At 64.5% G+C, this 13,798-nt stretch carries 18 protein-coding genes and 4 pseudogenes; 19 read left to right on the top strand and 3 right to left on the bottom strand.

The window, feature by feature from the left end; translation table 11 throughout:
• Position 1 precedes the first annotated feature (1 nt).
• The 10 genes and pseudogenes from V5B44_RS24355 to V5B44_RS24395 all read left to right on the top strand — a co-directional run bounded on the left by V5B44_RS24355 (position 2) and on the right by V5B44_RS24395 (position 7,353).
• Positions 2-601 (top strand): GspE/PulE family protein, encoded by a 600-nt coding sequence (locus V5B44_RS24355; RefSeq protein ID WP_332361714.1) that lies wholly within the window; start codon positions 2-4, stop codon positions 599-601.
• Positions 602-614: 13 nt separating this feature from the next.
• Positions 615-1,028: pseudogene (locus V5B44_RS24360) on the top strand (GspE/PulE family protein); the annotation flags it as partial.
• Positions 937-1,389, top strand: a complete 453-nt coding sequence (locus tag V5B44_RS26920; RefSeq protein ID WP_434735526.1) for an ATPase, T2SS/T4P/T4SS family — start codon at positions 937-939, stop codon at positions 1,387-1,389. The pseudogene V5B44_RS24360 and the gene V5B44_RS26920, both read left to right, overlap by 92 nt.
• A gap of 5 nt (positions 1,390-1,394) precedes the next feature.
• A pseudogene (locus V5B44_RS24365) lies at positions 1,395-2,596 on the top strand (type II secretion system F family protein).
• Between the two features lie 4 nt (positions 2,597-2,600).
• A complete protein-coding gene (locus V5B44_RS24370; RefSeq protein WP_332361716.1) occupies positions 2,601-3,248 on the top strand; it encodes a hypothetical protein in 648 nt (215 codons plus the stop codon).
• A gap of 120 nt (positions 3,249-3,368) precedes the next feature.
• Positions 3,369-4,142: a hypothetical protein gene (locus tag V5B44_RS24375; protein ID WP_332361718.1), complete on the top strand. Its 774-nt coding sequence runs from the start codon at positions 3,369-3,371 to the stop codon at positions 4,140-4,142.
• On the top strand, positions 4,139-4,756 hold the full coding sequence (locus V5B44_RS24380) for a hypothetical protein (protein WP_332332381.1): 618 nt from the start codon (positions 4,139-4,141) through the stop codon (positions 4,754-4,756). Before V5B44_RS24375 ends, V5B44_RS24380 begins: the two co-directional genes overlap by 4 nt.
• The gene (locus V5B44_RS24385) at positions 4,753-5,214 is read left to right on the top strand and encodes a hypothetical protein (RefSeq protein ID WP_332332380.1); all 462 of its coding nucleotides are present in this window, start codon (positions 4,753-4,755) and stop codon (positions 5,212-5,214) included. The genes V5B44_RS24380 and V5B44_RS24385 overlap by 4 nt, the downstream gene beginning before the upstream one ends.
• A 23-nt stretch (positions 5,215-5,237) precedes the next feature.
• Complete coding sequence (locus V5B44_RS24390; protein ID WP_332332379.1) at positions 5,238-6,572, top strand: hypothetical protein; 1,335 nt, start codon at positions 5,238-5,240, stop codon at positions 6,570-6,572.
• The gene (locus V5B44_RS24395; RefSeq protein WP_332332378.1) at positions 6,556-7,353 is read left to right on the top strand and encodes a prepilin-type N-terminal cleavage/methylation domain-containing protein; all 798 of its coding nucleotides are present in this window, start codon (positions 6,556-6,558) and stop codon (positions 7,351-7,353) included. Before V5B44_RS24390 ends, V5B44_RS24395 begins: the two co-directional genes overlap by 17 nt.
• 277 nt (positions 7,354-7,630) lie before the next feature.
• On the opposite strand, the gene V5B44_RS24400 is transcribed toward V5B44_RS24395, so the two are convergent.
• Entirely contained in the window at positions 7,631-7,771 is a 141-nt protein-coding gene (locus tag V5B44_RS24400) for a hypothetical protein (RefSeq protein WP_332361720.1), read from the bottom strand.
• A 108-nt stretch (positions 7,772-7,879) separates the two neighbouring features.
• Here V5B44_RS24400 and V5B44_RS24405 point away from each other — a divergent pair, with 108 nt between their 5' ends.
• The 4 genes from V5B44_RS24405 to V5B44_RS24420 all read left to right on the top strand — a co-directional run bounded on the left by V5B44_RS24405 (position 7,880) and on the right by V5B44_RS24420 (position 9,471).
• Positions 7,880-8,086, top strand: coding sequence for a hypothetical protein (locus tag V5B44_RS24405; protein WP_332361722.1), 207 nt, complete (start codon positions 7,880-7,882; stop codon positions 8,084-8,086).
• Between the two features lie 45 nt (positions 8,087-8,131).
• Positions 8,132-8,593: an adenylate/guanylate cyclase domain-containing protein gene (locus tag V5B44_RS24410; RefSeq protein ID WP_332361724.1), complete on the top strand. Its 462-nt coding sequence runs from the start codon at positions 8,132-8,134 to the stop codon at positions 8,591-8,593.
• A 199-nt stretch (positions 8,594-8,792) separates the two neighbouring features.
• Positions 8,793-9,041, top strand: coding sequence for a hypothetical protein (locus V5B44_RS24415; protein ID WP_332361726.1), 249 nt, complete (start codon positions 8,793-8,795; stop codon positions 9,039-9,041).
• Positions 9,042-9,114: 73 nt separating this feature from the next.
• Complete coding sequence (locus V5B44_RS24420) at positions 9,115-9,471, top strand: hypothetical protein (RefSeq protein WP_332361727.1); 357 nt, start codon at positions 9,115-9,117, stop codon at positions 9,469-9,471.
• On the opposite strand, the gene V5B44_RS24425 is transcribed toward V5B44_RS24420, so the two are convergent.
• Together V5B44_RS24425 and V5B44_RS24430 are read right to left on the bottom strand one after the other, a co-directional pair.
• Positions 9,460-9,627, bottom strand: coding sequence for a hypothetical protein (locus V5B44_RS24425; protein WP_332361729.1), 168 nt, complete (start codon positions 9,625-9,627; stop codon positions 9,460-9,462). The genes V5B44_RS24420 and V5B44_RS24425 overlap by 12 nt on opposite strands.
• A gap of 284 nt (positions 9,628-9,911) precedes the next feature.
• Positions 9,912-10,247, bottom strand: coding sequence for a hypothetical protein (locus V5B44_RS24430; protein WP_332361731.1), 336 nt, complete (start codon positions 10,245-10,247; stop codon positions 9,912-9,914).
• Between the two features lie 371 nt (positions 10,248-10,618).
• Between V5B44_RS24430 and V5B44_RS24435 the strand changes: the two genes are divergently transcribed.
• The 5 genes and pseudogenes from V5B44_RS24435 to lptC all read left to right on the top strand — a co-directional run bounded on the left by V5B44_RS24435 (position 10,619) and on the right by lptC (position 13,653).
• Positions 10,619-11,176 carry a prepilin-type N-terminal cleavage/methylation domain-containing protein gene (locus V5B44_RS24435; protein WP_332361733.1) on the top strand — a complete coding sequence of 186 codons (558 nt, stop codon included), beginning with the start codon at positions 10,619-10,621 and terminating at the stop codon, positions 11,174-11,176.
• A gap of 355 nt (positions 11,177-11,531) precedes the next feature.
• A pseudogene (locus V5B44_RS24440) lies at positions 11,532-12,512 on the top strand (KpsF/GutQ family sugar-phosphate isomerase).
• Positions 12,513-12,566: 54 nt separating this feature from the next.
• Positions 12,567-13,066, top strand: a pseudogene (locus V5B44_RS24445) (KdsC family phosphatase).
• The gene (locus V5B44_RS24450) at positions 13,063-13,260 is read left to right on the top strand and encodes a hypothetical protein (protein WP_332361735.1); all 198 of its coding nucleotides are present in this window, start codon (positions 13,063-13,065) and stop codon (positions 13,258-13,260) included. Before V5B44_RS24445 ends, V5B44_RS24450 begins: the two are co-directional and overlap by 4 nt.
• 108 nt (positions 13,261-13,368) lie before the next feature.
• Positions 13,369-13,653, top strand: a complete 285-nt coding sequence (gene lptC / locus V5B44_RS24455; RefSeq protein ID WP_332361737.1) for an LPS export ABC transporter periplasmic protein LptC — start codon at positions 13,369-13,371, stop codon at positions 13,651-13,653.
• Positions 13,654-13,798: the final 145 nt, after the last annotated feature.

A 13,798-nucleotide genomic window follows, 5' to 3' on the forward strand; every position in this document is an offset into this window, starting at 1 on the left:
GGTGGCCATTGCCGACATCAACGACATCGTCGCCCTCGACCGAATCCGGGCGCTGGCCGGCGACGAGATCGAGATCGACACCCTGCTCGCCGGCGAGACCGAAATCGATCGCGCCATCGACCAGTGCTACGGCTACGAGCTGTCGATCGACGGCATCCTGCACGAAATCGAAACCGGCGAGATCGACTTCCGCGGCCTGCAATCGTCCTCCGACGAGTACAGCCAGCCGGTCGTCCGCCTGATCGACTCGATCCTGACCGATGCCGTCAAGCGCGACTCTTCCGACATCCACTTCGAGCCGGAAGCGAGCTTCCTGCGCATCCGCTACCGCATCGACGGCATGCTGCGGCAGATTCGCTCGCTGCACAAGACCTACTGGCCGGCGATGGCGGTGCGCATCAAGGTGCTCTGCGGCATGAACATCGCCGAAACCCGCGCGCCCCAGGACGGCCGCATCTCGCTCAACATGCGCGGCCGGCAGGTCGATTTCCGGGTTTCGGCGCAGCCGACGATTCACGGCGAGAACATCGTCCTGCGCATTCTCGACCGGCAGAAGGGATCGTGCCGCTCGAGGGACTGGGTCTTGCCGAGAAGCAGCTGACCAGCTCAAACTGATGATTGCCCGTCCGGAAGGCATCATTTTCGTCACCGGGCCGACCGGCAGCGGCAAGACGACGACGCTCTACTCGGTGCTCAACCACATCAACTCCGAGGGGTCAACATCATGACCCTCGAAGACCCGGTCGAGTACCCGATGACCCTGGTCCGCCAGACTTCCGCCGGCCGAATCGGTCAAGCTCGATTTCGCCAACGGCATCCGCTCGATGATGCGCCAGGACCCGGACATCATCCTGGTCGGCGAAGTGCGCGACGCCGAAACCGCCGAAATGGCGCTGCGCGCGGCGATGACCGGCCACCAGGTGTATTCGACGCTGCATACCAACTCGGCGATCGGCGCCATTCCGCGCCTGCTCGACATCGGCATCCTGCCCGACATCATGGCCGGCAACATCATCGGCATCATCGCCCAGCGGCTGGTGCGGCGCCTGTGCGTGCACTGCAAGGTGCCCTACCAGGCCGAAGCGCACGAGACGCGCCTGCTCGGCAACCTGGCCGAGGGACCGCGACCGGTCATCTACCGCCCCGGCGGCTGCGAGCGCTGCGAGTTCCAGGGCTATCGCGGGCCGCCTGGCGATCATGGAGTTGCTGCGCATCAACGGCGACATGGACGAGCTGATCGCCCGCCGCAGCACGGTCCGCGAAATGCGCCAGCTGGCCAGCCGCCAGGGCTTCACCACCCTCGCCGACGACGGCCTGCGCCGCGTTCTCGACGGATCGACCTCGCTCGAGGAAGTCGGCCGCGTCGTCGACCTGACCGACCGGATGTAACGCCGGTGCCGCTCTACACCTACAAGGCGGTCAGTCCCGAGGGACGCATGGTTTTCGGCCGGATCGACGCCATCAACCTGGTCGACCTCGAGATGCGCCTGCGGCGCATGGAACTCGACCTGGTCAGCGGCGAGCCGGTCAGCAACCGCAGCCTGCTGCGCAGTGGCGGCGTGCCGCGCCGGGAGATCATTCACTTCTGCTTCCATCTGCAGCAACTGGTGCGTGCCGGCGTGCCCATCCTCGAAGGCTTGACCGACCTGCGCGACAGCCTCGAGCACCCGCGCTTCCGCGAGGTGGTGGCCAGCCTGATCGAGTCGATCGAGGGCGGGCAGACGCTCTCGCAGGCCATGGAGAGTCACCGCCGCGTCTTCGACCAGGTCTTCGTCAGCCTGATCCGGGCCGGCGAAACGACCGGCCGCCTGCCGGAAGTCCTGCACAGCCTGAACGAATCACTGAAATGGGAGGACGAACTCGCCTCGCAAACGAAGAAGATGATCGCCTACCCGGCCTTCGTCGGCACGATCGTCTTGGCGCCACCTTTTTCCTGATGGTCTACATGGTGCCGCAGCTCAAGCTGTTCGTGAAGAACATGGGGCAGGTGCTGCCGATGCAGACGCAGATCCTGTTCTTCGTCTCCGACCTGATGGTCGCCTACTGGTACCTGCTGCTCCTGCTGCCGCTGCTGGCGTCTCGGCCTGCGGAATCCTGCTGCACAGCAATCCGCTGGCGCGTTTGCGCTTCGACGGCATCAAGCTGAGGCTGCCGGTGCTCGGCAGCATCCTGCGCAAGATCGTCCTCTCCCGCTTCGCCAACACCTTCGCCCTGCTCTACGCTTCCGGTATCCCGATTCTCGAGTCGATCCGCACGACGCAGGACGTCGTCGGCAACCTGGTCATTCGCCAGGGGCTGGAGCGCGTCGAACAGCTGATCGGCGAGGGACAGAACGTCACCGCGGCCTTTCACAGCACCGGCTTCTTTCCCGCCGCTGGTGATCCGCATGCTGCGCGTCGGCGAGAACACCGGCGCGCTCGATGCGGCGCTGCTCAACGTCAGTTACTTCTATACCCGTGACGTCCGGGAGTCGGTGCAGAAGATGCAGCAATTGATCGAACCGCTGCTCACCGTCGTCATGGGCGGCCTGCTCGGCTGGATCATGCTCTCGGTGCTCGGACCGGTGTACGACGTGATCAGCAAGATCAAGACCTGACGCGATGTCCTCCCACCGCCTCATCTACCTCAGCGCGCATCAGATGACGGCCTTCAGCTGGCAAGCCGGCGTGCTCACCGCCGAGGGCGTCTTCGAGGCCAGCGAAGGGGGCAAGCAGCGCTTTGCCGCCTATCTCGCGCAACACGCGAAGAGCATCTTCTCGATCCTCGCCAACGTCGCCGAAGAAGGCTTCCATATCGAGATGATCCCCTTCCTGCGGGGTGCCGATCGCCGGGCGATCATCACGCGCAAGCTCGGACAGATCTTCTTCAACGCCACCCTGACGACTTCGATCTCCCTCGGACACGAAAAATCGCAGCGCAAGGACGAGCGCATCATGCTCGCCGCGCTGACCAACAACGAGCTTTTCGCTCCCTGGCTCGCCGCCTTCGCACGCGCCGAAGTGGCCCTCGCCGGCATCTACTCGCTGCCCTTGCTCGGCCCGGCGCTGCTTGGCAAGCTCGGCATCGCCGACGAGCGCTGTCTGTTGCTGACCATTCAGGACCAGAGCATCCGCCAGAGCTACCTGGAAAAGGGCGAACTGCACTTCAGCCGCCTCACCCGCTGCAGAACAGCAGCATCGACGGCATCGCGCAGACCTTCGCCGGCGAAGCGCGCCGGCTGCAGCAGTACCTCGTCAGCCAGCGCCTGATCGGCCGCCAGCAAGCGATCATGGCTTACCTCCTCGCGCGCCGCCGATGCGCCTGGCGGCGATCGAGAGCAGTTGTGTCGACAGCGAAACCCTGTCTTTCACCCTTTTCGACCTCGACGCGTGCGCGCGGCGCTGCGGGCTCAAGACTTGCCGGCGGACACCCGCTGCGAGTCGGCTCTTTCTGCACCTGCTGGCGACCGATCCCGCCCGCGCAGTCAGTTCGCCAGCGAGCGTCAGCGCCACGACTACCGCCTCTGGCTGCTGCGCTCGGCCCTCCAGGGAACCGGCGCCGTGGTCATGAGCGGCTGCCTGCTATGGGCCGGCAGACAGCTCTACGAAGCGCACCAGATCAACCAGGAAGTGGCGCTCATCGGCGCTGAAACCCGGCTCGCGAACCGTCGTTACGAGGCCATCGCGAAGACCTTCCCAGCGATCCCGACCAGCCACGACAACCTGCGTCAGGTCATCAACCGCTACCTCGAGCTCGAAAAAGCCAGCACGTCGCCGGTCTCGCTGTGGCGTGCCATCAGTGCCGCGCTGCAGTCCGCGGCGGCGGTCGAGATCGACGGTATCGACTGGCAGGTGAGCGCCACGCCGGCGACCCGGCCCGCCGGCAACGGCGCAGCGCCGGGCAGCGAGCCGCCGCCGGTGAGCAGCGAAACCGCCCTCGTGCGCGGGACGCTGCGCCTCGGCCAGGACAGCAACCCGCGGCAGGTGCTTGCGGTCTTCAACCGATTGCTGGAAGCGCTGCGGCGCCAGCCGGGACTGCAGGTCGAAGTCCTTCAGCAACCTTTCGATGTCGAGTCCGGCAAGTCGCTCAAGGGGGGCGATGCGGCGCTCGACGGGCAGCAGCAACGCTCGTTCACGGTTGAGATCCGCAGGCTGATCGAATGATCCGACTGAGCGCGGCGGATTTTCGCAAGCTGCGGTCGAGCATCTTGACGGCCACCCTGATGATCGGCATCGGCGCCGCTGCCGTTCATGTCGCCCGCCTGACAACGGCCAACGCGCAACGGGCGAAACTTGCCGTCACGGCAGAGCGCAACGCGACCGACGGCAAGCTCAAGCAGGTCCGTGCCGAAGAAAGCGAGATCAAGCAGAAATCGATTCTGTTCAATACCCTGCACGAGCGTGGCATCATTGGCGAAGAGCAACGACTGGAATGGGTGGAGTTGCTCAAGGACATCCGCGTCCAGCGTCGACTGCTCGACCTGCGCTACGAACTCGCACCACAACGTCTGCTCGACAGCGGCCCGCCAGGCGATTTCGCTTTCTACGCGAGCACCATGAAACTGGAACTGAAACTGTTGCACGAAGAAGACCTGACACGCCTGCTGGGCGACCTGCAGCAGCAGGCGAAAGCGCTGATCCGGGTCAACCGGTGCCGCGTCGAACGTCTGCCGCCCAGTGTCGACGAGCGTGCCGGCGGGCACGCGAACCTCGTCGCCGCTTGTGAAATCGACTGGCTGACGGTCCGTGACGTGAGCCAGAAGGCCAGCCAGCCATGACCGACGACTCGCGCCGGCGACGCCTTGCCCTCGCCGCCGGCATCGGCCTGCTGATTCTGGCGCCATCGCCGGTAACGGCTGCAGCGGAAGCGCTCGATCGCCTCTTCTTCACCCCCGAGCGCCGCTCACAGCTCGACCGGCAACGGGAAATGAACCTGCTCGACAACCAACCGGCGCAGAGCGATCCGACGCTGACCATAGACGGCATCGTCAGTCGCAGCAGCGGCAAGCGAACGGCCTGGATCAACGGCCAGCCGCAGCATGAATCCGATCTCGGCAGCGGCCTGACCGTCACCAGCCGCCGCGGCGACCCCGGCCAGGTCCTGCTCGAGGCCAAAGATTCGCCGACCGCACGGGCGCGCGTCGGCGAGACGGTGAACCGGACCACCGGCGCGGCACAGGACCTGCTGCAAGGCGGTGAGCTGCGCATTCACCGCCGACCGCAGGGGGCGAGATAAGCCATGTCAGCGGATCGCCTGCGGTGAGCGGCAAACGCCCGGCAGGCTTCCCGCAGCGCCAGAGCGGCCTCGCCCTGCTCGCACTGCTGGCCGTGTTCACCCTCGGTGGGCTCTATTTTTTCCTCGCCCAACTCAATGCAATGCCTTTGCCGGCCGCGCGCCAGCAGAATGCCGCAGCGCTATTGGCGGAAGCCAGGCAGGCACTGATCGGCGATGCGATCGCACGGCTGCCCGTCGGCGATGCGGGATACCTGCGCTACCCCGACCTGGGAAGCACTGAGGGACAGTCTTCAGGGACCTTTCCCGGTGACGGGATCGGGCGCTCGGTGATCGGGAAGTTTCCCTGGAAGACCCTCGACACCCTGATCGCGCGTACGATGCAAGGAGAATGCCTGTGGTACGTCGTCTCGGGTTACCTCAAGCACGCTGCATGGAAGACCACATCATTCAACTGGGATAGCCAGGGCCAGATCGACATCATCGATGGCAGTGGCAGGGTCATCGCGGCCAATCTCGCGGCGCTGCTGGTTGCCCCCGGAGCAGCGCTGGAGGGTCAGCAGCGGGCACTGGCTGCCGCGACCTATACCGAGTGCGGAGGCAATTACGACGCCCGCAATTACCTGGACCCCTTCGATAGCGCGAACGCCGTCGGTGGTCAAGTGAACTACTTTGCCGGCAGCACCAACAGCCGGGTCGCTCCGGGCACCGGCAACAAGACCTTCGTGGTGGCCGCAAACGATCATTACAATGATCGCTTTACCTTCATCACGGTCAATGAGATTTTCGATCCCCTGCTGCGCCGCAGTGATTTTGCCGGAGCGATCGGCAGCCTGCTCGATGACCCCACCTTTCAGGAACACCTGCAAGCCATCGCCGTCGCCGGCAGCAAGGGCACGGATCATCTCGACTGTCATTGCAACCAGGTGAAGGTGACGATTGATGAGAACAATATTGAAACCAGGACCTGTGAAGAGGTGACGCAGAAGAACGTCGATGACGAGAAGGACGGCGCGAAGAAGTCAGCTCTGGCACAGGCCTACGCCTTTCAGCTGTTCTGCAGGAACTGGCAGGAAATGCTCTTCCTGAGCGAACTGTCCGCCCCGGCGCAGATCACCGTTGAGGGGCTTGCAGCGTTCGGCTTTGCCTGCAAACGCGTGCTGATCTTCGCCGGTCGCAAGGCCAACGGACAAGCGCGCAGCGCTGCCGAAAAGGCCGACAGGAACAGCTACCTGGAGGGCGACAACCGATCAGCATTTGGCGATCCGGCGGCCCGGGCTTTCAGTGGCAGCCCGGGCGCTTTTGACACTGCCCACCCCGCGACCGATCTGGTCAGATGTCTTCGTGAAGCGATCCTCTAGCCCGCATCCCTGGCAGCGGGGATTCACCCTCACCGAACTGGCGGTCGTGCTGGTCATCGTCGCTCTCCTGCTGGGCGGGCTGCTGCTGCCTTTGTCCGCCCAGATCGAGCTGCGCAACATCAATGACAACCGCAAAGCCATGGCCGAAATCCGCGAAGCGCTGCTGGGTTATGCGGTGGTTCACGGTCGCCTCCCCTGCGCCGCAAAACCTGATCTGGCAAGTCAGGCGACCGGCGCCGGAGTGGAAATGACGCAAGGCGCTGGCGGCCCCTGCGACCCGCGGGTCCTGGCCGGCGTGTTGCCGTGGGTGACGCTGGGAGTGAGCGAAAGCGACGCCTGGGGAAGGCGTTACAGCTATCGCGTGAGCAGCACCTTCGCGCGCAGCGTTCCGCCGCCGACCGACGCGGTCAGCGGCTGCGACCCGGTGCCACCGATCCCCGTGAATGCCGCCTTCCCCCTCTGTGCCAGGGGCGACATCAGCATCCGGTCAGCCAAAGCGGGCGTGCTGGTGGCCACTGAGGTCCCGGCGGTGATCATTTCCCACGGCAACAACGGCCATGGCGCCTATACCCCGGAGGGAAGCCGCCTGCCATCCGGCGCGGACGCCGATGAACTCGAGAATCAGATTCTGGTGGGCCCGGCCCCGGACTGGACAGATCATCCCGAGGAAAAGGCGTTTGTCAGACGATCGGCGCCGACCGCGACCTACGACGACGAAGTCGTCTGGATTCCGCCAGGTCTTCTCTTCAACCGCATGATCACTGCCGGCAAATTGCCCTGACCATGCCTTGCTTCTTCTCCCGTCTGCCGGCGCCTCGATGAGCACCGTGCACCCCTTCGTCGAGCGGCTGCGCAACGCCGGCATCGTCGAGAGCGACGGCGAAGAACTGCGCTGCAGAAGTCGCTGCTTTTCTTTGCCACCGGTCTGATCTGCCTGGCCTCGGTCGTCTGGCTGCTGATCTACTGGCAACTCGGACCGCGCTTTTCGTCCAACCTGCCCTTTGCCCTGCAACTGCTGCTGGTCGGCAATCTGCTGGTCTACCTGAAGACGCTCAACTTCAACTGTCTTCCGCCAGATCCAGCTGGCGCTGTTCCTGTTCACGCCCTTTCGTGGCGCAGTGGAGCATCGGCAGCTTCATCACCGCCAGCGGCATCAGCCTCTGGGCCTTGCTGGCACCGATCGGCGCGGTGCTGTTCATCGGCCCGCGCGAGTCGGGGGCCTGGTTCTTCGCCTATGTTTTTCTCACCCTGCTCTCCGGCGGCTTCGACTACTACCTCGCCGACTCGCTCGAGCCCGCGCACCCAAGGTGCCGCCGCAGACCTCGGCCTTCTTCTTCGCCCTCAACTTCGCCGCCGTATCGACCATCGTCTATCTGCTGCTGCGCTACTCGGATGCGGCAAAAGCACCAGGCGCAGCAACGTCTGCAGGAAGCTCACCGCTGCTGCAAAGCGAACAGGAGCGTTCCGAACGCCTGCTGCTCAACATCCTGCCGGCACCGATCGCCAGCGCCTGAAGAACAGCGCAGACGATCGCCGACGGCTTTGCCGAAGTTTCGGTGATGTTCGCCGACATCGTGAACTTCACCCGGGTTGCCGAAGGGCTGACGCCGCAGCAGGTGTTCGCCATGCTCAACAAGATCTTCTCCTGCTTCGACGAACTCGCCGAAAAGTATGGCCTCGAGAAGATCAAGACCATCGGCGACGCCTACATGGTCGCTGCCGGCCTGGACGACGCCTGCCGGCATCCGGCCGAGTCGCTGGCCGACATGGCGCTGGAAATGTGCGCCCTGCTGCAGCAGGATTTCAGCATCAACGAGATGCGCCTCGAACTGCGCATCGGCATCGGCACCGGACCGGTGGTGGCCGGGGTGGTGGGCAAGAAGAAGTTCATCTACGACCTCTGGGGCGACACCGTGAACATCGCCAGCCGGGTCACCAGCGAAGGCGTTCCCGGCCTCGTGCAGGTCGATGAGCGCACCTACCGTCGCCTGCCGACGGCTTCGACTTTCAGGAACCGCTGACGATTCATCTGAAAGGCAAGGGCAACATGGTCGTCCATCGCCTGATCGGCCGCCGGGCCGCCCGCGTCGCTCGCGCCTAGCGGCTGGCGCCGTCCGGCGGCCGCCGCCGCAACTCGAAGCAGACCCGGCCGGCAGCGTTGCTGCCAGGCGCAATTCGTAGCCGCAGCACTCCGCCTGACGCGCCGCGTGATAGAGGCCGATGCCGAGACCCGCTCTCGGAGGCCACCGGCGTTCGCAGCAGATCGCCGAGGACCTCGTCGCCGACGCGCTGCCGGTATCGCAGACGCGCAAGCACGAAGCGTCGGCGGCGATCGCGAGCTCGATCTGCGACGCCGCCTTGCGCCTGCGCCTTGAGCAGCGCGTTCTGCAACAGGTTGTCGGCGACGCTGTCGAACAGCGCCGTCGGCAGCAGCACATCGGGGTCGAGGTCCACGGCGGCGAAATGTGACCGGCGAAGTGGCGTAGCGCTGCTGCTGGACTCGCCACCACATCTCGGCCGGCAGCAGCCCGCCGGTCTCGCTTTGCGGCTTCTGCAGCTTGGCCAGCGTCTGCTGCAGGCGTTGGGTGATCTGCGGCAACTGGCGCTGCAGCAGCAGGTCGAGCCGCTCGCCGTCCTTGCCGTTCATCGTCTGCGCCAGATAACACAGGTTGTTCAGCGATTGCAGCAGGTTCTTCACGTCATGCGTCAGGCGAGCGCCGGTTTCGTGGATCGCCCGCAGATAGCTCACCTGCTGCAACTCGCGAGCGCGCAGCTTGGCGATGTAGTGTTCGTTGGCGAGTTGCGCCAGCAGATGGAAATGCCAGACCAGCGCCGGGCTCAGCTTGTGGCGGGTGTGCAGGGTGAGCAGCAGGGGTTGCCCGGAAAATCATGCCGATGAAAACGCGACTCGCTGCCAAAGGTGCCGCTGGCGCGTGCCGGCAACCCAGCTGCCGCCTTCGACCCAGGGCAGATCGAGCATTTCCGCGAGGGCCTGCGACAGGAACTTTCCGGCATCACTTTCGCTGCCGCCAGCGTCGTCAGGCGATGCAGCCATTGCTCGAACGGCAGGCCGATGGTCAGCAGATAGCGCGAGAAGAAGACGTCGATGCCGGTGTAGCCGGGGCGCGTGTTCCACGTCCAGCCAATCAGCAGCAGCAGCACGGCAATCGAGATCAGCGCGTTGAGTACGGCTTCGAAGTACCCGACTGGCGCAGCAGCATGAAAGCCAGGCTGCCGAGGACCAGGACGGCAATCAGCAGAAAGATGAACAGGCTGTAGAACAGATCGACCATCGCGCCGCCGGGCCGTCGCTTTCGTGCGAGAGCGGCAGCAGCAGCATCACCAGCAGGAACGAGGGCATTCCCCAGGCGAATTCGCGATCCAGCGACCGGGCCGCAGAGCGGCATCGGGTACCACCTGGGGCACCAGCCAGAACAGCAGCGCCGCCAGCAGGTAGGCAAAGGCGATCAGGTAGAAGATCCGCGTCGGCCGATGATCGATGAACATCACCCGCCCGCCGACCAGGGCGGCCAGCATCACCACCCAGACGATCAGCAACCACCAGCCGTACCAGGCGACACCGCAGCCGAGCAGCAGGGCAATCACCGCCAGCCCGCTGAATCGACTTTCGTTCGGCGTAAATGAAGGGTTGCCAGAGAATGAACAGACCGACATTGACCAGCCAGCAGAGCAGACCGATCGTCGTACCGGCACCCGGCCACCAGCGCCAGGTGCAGAACGAGCAGAAGGAGATCAACAGCCAGCGCTGGCGCTCGCGCAGGGCGCGCCCAGGCGCTGGAGCACGCTCACGCCCCGCTCCGGCCGCCCCGAGCCGGCAGCGGCCGGCACCCAAGCGCGCCGCGCCGCTCTCCGACAGGCCCGCCAGCCGCTGAAGGGGCAGCGGTCCGTCTCCGGGTCAGGCGCGCTCGTGTCGAAAAATCGACAGTGTCCCTCGCAGCGGCAAACGGATCACCGGAATTGGCGGAATTTCCTGGCACGAAACATGCTTATGCCCATATCATTGTCGACACGGACTGGAGGACGGAATGAACCAGCTCAAGAAGCAACAGTCAGGCTTTACCCTGGTCGAGATCGCCATTGTACTCGTCATCATCGGCCTGCTGCTTGGCGGGGTGCTGAAGGGACAGGAACTGATCAACAGCGCCAAGGTGAAGAACATGATCGGTGATTTCCGCACCGTTTCGAGCCTGGTCTATGGTTACCAGGATCGCTTCAAGGCCTTCCCCGGCGACCAGAATCAGAACCAGCTGGATGATGCTTTTGGTGCGGCGTGGCAGCGGCCTGCGACCCTGCCGCTGCCGGCTTGTGCGCGCAGAACAACGGCCGCATCGACGGCGCCTGGAATGCCGGCAACGCTGACGGCACCGGTGTCGCCACGGACGAAAGCGTCGGTCTTCTGGCAGCACGTCCGGCTCGCCAACCTGGCGACCGGCCCCACTGCCCTGACCGATACCGACTACCGGCCGCGCAATGCCGATGGCGGTTTCATCGGCATCGAGATGTCTGGAACGGAGCGCCCTTCATCGCGGCGATGCGGGGCTCGTTCTTTGTCTGCTCGGCCGGCATTCTCGGCCGCTACGTGAAGCAGATCGACACCACGATGGACGACGGCAACACCGCCGGCGGTTCACTGCAGGCGGTAGCGAGCGGGTGCCGCCCGTGGAGCTGCTGCGGTGGCGACAACCGCCATTGTGGACGGCACGCAGTACACGGTCTGCGCCTTCTTACTGAGCCGGTCTTCGCTGCCCCCTCACGGTCGACCGCAAAGCGCTCGCTCGCCCTGCCGGCGGGCCCGGATATTTCGACCATCGTCGCTTCAGCGCCGTGCCAGGGACCCGCGGCGCAGCAGCGCCTTTGATCGGCTTTTCATGGGGCTATGGACTGCGAGAGCACGTGGGGCTTCTGCTATACTCGCCGCATGATCACCGTTGCCTCCTCATGAGCAAAATACAGCCCTCAGCGAAAGCGCTCGACCTTGCCCGCCAGGTGCTGCGCATCGAAGCCGATGCCGTACTGGCACTGGCCGCGCGTATCGACGGCGACTTCCTGCAAGCGCTGGTGCTGATTCTCAATTGCCGGGGCCGCGTGATCGTCAGTGGCATGGGCAAGTCCGGCCATGTCGGCGCAAGATCGCTTCGACGCTGGCCAGCACCGGCACCCCCGCCTATTTCGTTCATCCGGCCGAGGCCAGCCATGGCGACCTCGGGATGATCACCCGCGACGATGTGCTGATTGCGCTTTCCAATTCGGGCGAGAGTGCCGAGTTGCTGACCATCGTGCCGATCATCAAGCGCCAGGGCGCCAAGCTGATCAGCATGACCGGCAATCCGCAGTCGTCGCTGGCCATCGAGTCCGACGTGCACCTCGACGCCGCGGTGGCGCAGGAAGCGTGCCCGCTCAATCTGGCGCCGACCGCCAGTACCACCGCCGCGCTGGCACTCGGTGACGCGCTGGCGGTCGCCCTGCTCGATTCGCGCGGCTTTGGCCCCGAAGATTTTGCCCGTTCCCACCCTGGCGGTTCGCTCGGCCGTCGCCTGCTGACCCATGTTCGCGACGTGATGCGAGTCGGACCGGCGATTCCGCAGTCTTCGCCGCCACCAGCCTGCCGACGCCATCCTCGAGATGTCGCGCGGAGGCATCGGCATGACCGCCGTGGTGACCCCGAGCGTCGGGTGATCGGGTATCGTCACCGACGGCGACCTGCGGCGGGCCTTCGCCCGCAACCTCGACCTGCGGACGCTGTCGGTCAGCGACATCATGGGGCGACAGCCGCGCTCGATCGGCCCCGACCGGCTCGCCGTCGAAGCGGTCGAGATGATGGAGCAGCACAAGATCAACCAGTTGCCGGTGGTCGACGACGCCGGCATTCTGGTCGGCGCGCTCAACATGCACGACCTCTTCCAGGCCAAGGTGATCTGATGTCAGACGTTCTCGAAAAAGATCACGCGAGCGCGCGCACGCCGGATCAGGCTGATGGCATTTGACGTCGACGGGGTGCTCACCGATGGCTCGCTTTACTACACCGATCAGGGGATCGAGATCAAGGCCTTCAATACCCTTGATGGCCAGGGTCTGAAGATGCTTCAGCAGGCCGGAATCACGGTTGCCATCATCACCGGCAGAAAATCCCGCTCCGTCGAATTGCGAGCGCAGAACCTGGGTATCCGCCATCTCTTTCAGGCGGTCGACAACAAACTCGAGGTAATGAATTCGCTGCTCGCCGAGCTCAATCTTGAACCCGATGATGCAGGTTACATGGGCGACGACGTGCCCGATCTGCCGCTGATGACGGCCTGCGGCTTTTCGGCGACACCGCAAGCGACAGCCATTCGCTGGCACAGCGCCACGCTTTGCTCACCAGCAGACGCTGCGGCGGCCGCGGAGCGGTACGCGAAGCCTGCGAGTTCATTCTTGAGGCCCAAGGCAAGCTCGCCGGGACACTTGCCCCGTACCTGACGATGGCCGGGCGATGAAGAAGTGGAGTAGCGCGCTGCTGCCGCTGAGCATTCTGCTGGTTCTGGTGGCCCTGACGGCCTGGCTGCGCTACGCGACCGAGTTCCCCGGAACCGACAGAGAGATGGCAAGAATCGTCATGATCCGGACATCATCATCAGCGATACCCGGGGACAGCAAGCTCGATGCATCGGGAAGCTGCTCTACACGCTGACTGCGGCGGAGATTCGTCACTACCCCGACGACGATACACCGAGCTGCTCAAGCCGAAGCTGGTCTACCTGCATCCAACGCGGCCACCGGTCACCATCAGTTCAGGATCATGGACGGCAACTCGCAAAGGCGAGCGGGTCGATCTCGGGGCAGGTCGAGATACACGCGTGCCGCGCCGGCAGGACGAGCAACTCTCGCCGAGATGTCCGAGCTGACCGTGCTGACCGATGAAGAAAAGGCTTTCACCAAGAGCCAGGTGCTGATCACCCAGGGCAAGTCCTGGGTACAGGGTGTCGGCATGCAGGTCGACAACAGGTTCCAGACCTACGTCCTGGAATCCAAGGTTACCGGACAAATCGAGAGCCATTTCGCCAGGAAGCAACCCAAGACATGAAGAAGACCTTTTGCCGCGCCGGCATGGCCTCTGCTGCTCGCCCTGTCGATGCCGGCGCAAGCCGAGCGGCGGATCGCGACAAGCCGATCAATCTCGAAGGGACCGCCTGAGCATCGATGACCTCAAGAAAGTTCAGATTCTCGAG

It is taken from the genome of Candidatus Accumulibacter necessarius (genome assembly GCF_036625085.1).

What these genes read in the sequence shown, in the direction of transcription:
- V5B44_RS24410 (WP_332361724.1), top strand. Translation starts at nt 8,132, where the DNA reads ATGTTCGCCGACATCGTGAACTTCACCCGGGTTGCCGAAGGGCTGACG.
- lptC (WP_332361737.1), top strand. Translation starts at nt 13,369, where the DNA reads ATGGACGGCAACTCGCAAAGGCGAGCGGGTCGATCTCGGGGCAGGTCG.
- V5B44_RS24370 (WP_332361716.1), top strand. Translation starts at nt 2,601, where the DNA reads ATGTCCTCCCACCGCCTCATCTACCTCAGCGCGCATCAGATGACGGCC.
- V5B44_RS24380 (WP_332332381.1), top strand. Translation starts at nt 4,139, where the DNA reads ATGATCCGACTGAGCGCGGCGGATTTTCGCAAGCTGCGGTCGAGCATC.
- V5B44_RS24430 (WP_332361731.1), bottom strand. Translation starts at nt 10,247, where the DNA reads ATGTCGGTCTGTTCATTCTCTGGCAACCCTTCATTTACGCCGAACGAA.
- V5B44_RS24385 (WP_332332380.1), top strand. Translation starts at nt 4,753, where the DNA reads ATGACCGACGACTCGCGCCGGCGACGCCTTGCCCTCGCCGCCGGCATC.
- V5B44_RS24435 (WP_332361733.1), top strand. Translation starts at nt 10,619, where the DNA reads ATGAACCAGCTCAAGAAGCAACAGTCAGGCTTTACCCTGGTCGAGATC.
- V5B44_RS24425 (WP_332361729.1), bottom strand. Translation starts at nt 9,627, where the DNA reads ATGGCTGCATCGCCTGACGACGCTGGCGGCAGCGAAAGTGATGCCGGA.
- V5B44_RS24415 (WP_332361726.1), top strand. Translation starts at nt 8,793, where the DNA reads ATGCCGAGACCCGCTCTCGGAGGCCACCGGCGTTCGCAGCAGATCGCC.
- V5B44_RS24400 (WP_332361720.1), bottom strand. Translation starts at nt 7,771, where the DNA reads ATGAACAGCACCGCGCCGATCGGTGCCAGCAAGGCCCAGAGGCTGATG.
- V5B44_RS24450 (WP_332361735.1), top strand. Translation starts at nt 13,063, where the DNA reads ATGAAGAAGTGGAGTAGCGCGCTGCTGCCGCTGAGCATTCTGCTGGTT.